A 201-nucleotide genomic window follows, 5' to 3' on the forward strand; every position below is an offset into this window, starting at 1 on the left:
ATTAGAAGTAGCGATGAAGAATGTTTCAGAAAACCAGTTCGTCGAGCGTGTACGTCCATACCCTGCAAACATGCTTGATAAAGCACAAACATTGCCTGGACACGCTGACGTATGGTGGATGAGCCAGTTCTTGGATTGCTTTTCCCCAATTGAGATCCTCAATATCCTTAAAAAAGTTAAAGCCCAGTTAACGAAGGGAGA

At 43.3% G+C, this 201-nt stretch carries 1 pseudogene; it reads left to right on the forward strand.

Annotation, left to right across the window (positions count from 1 at the left end):
* A pseudogene (locus IQR33_RS31930) lies at nucleotides 1-201 on the forward strand (SAM-dependent methyltransferase); the annotation flags it as partial.

Source organism: Vibrio sp. OPT46 (assembly GCF_015163535.1).
In the GTDB taxonomy this organism is placed as follows: Bacteria; Pseudomonadota; Gammaproteobacteria; order Enterobacterales; family Vibrionaceae; genus Vibrio; species Vibrio alginolyticus.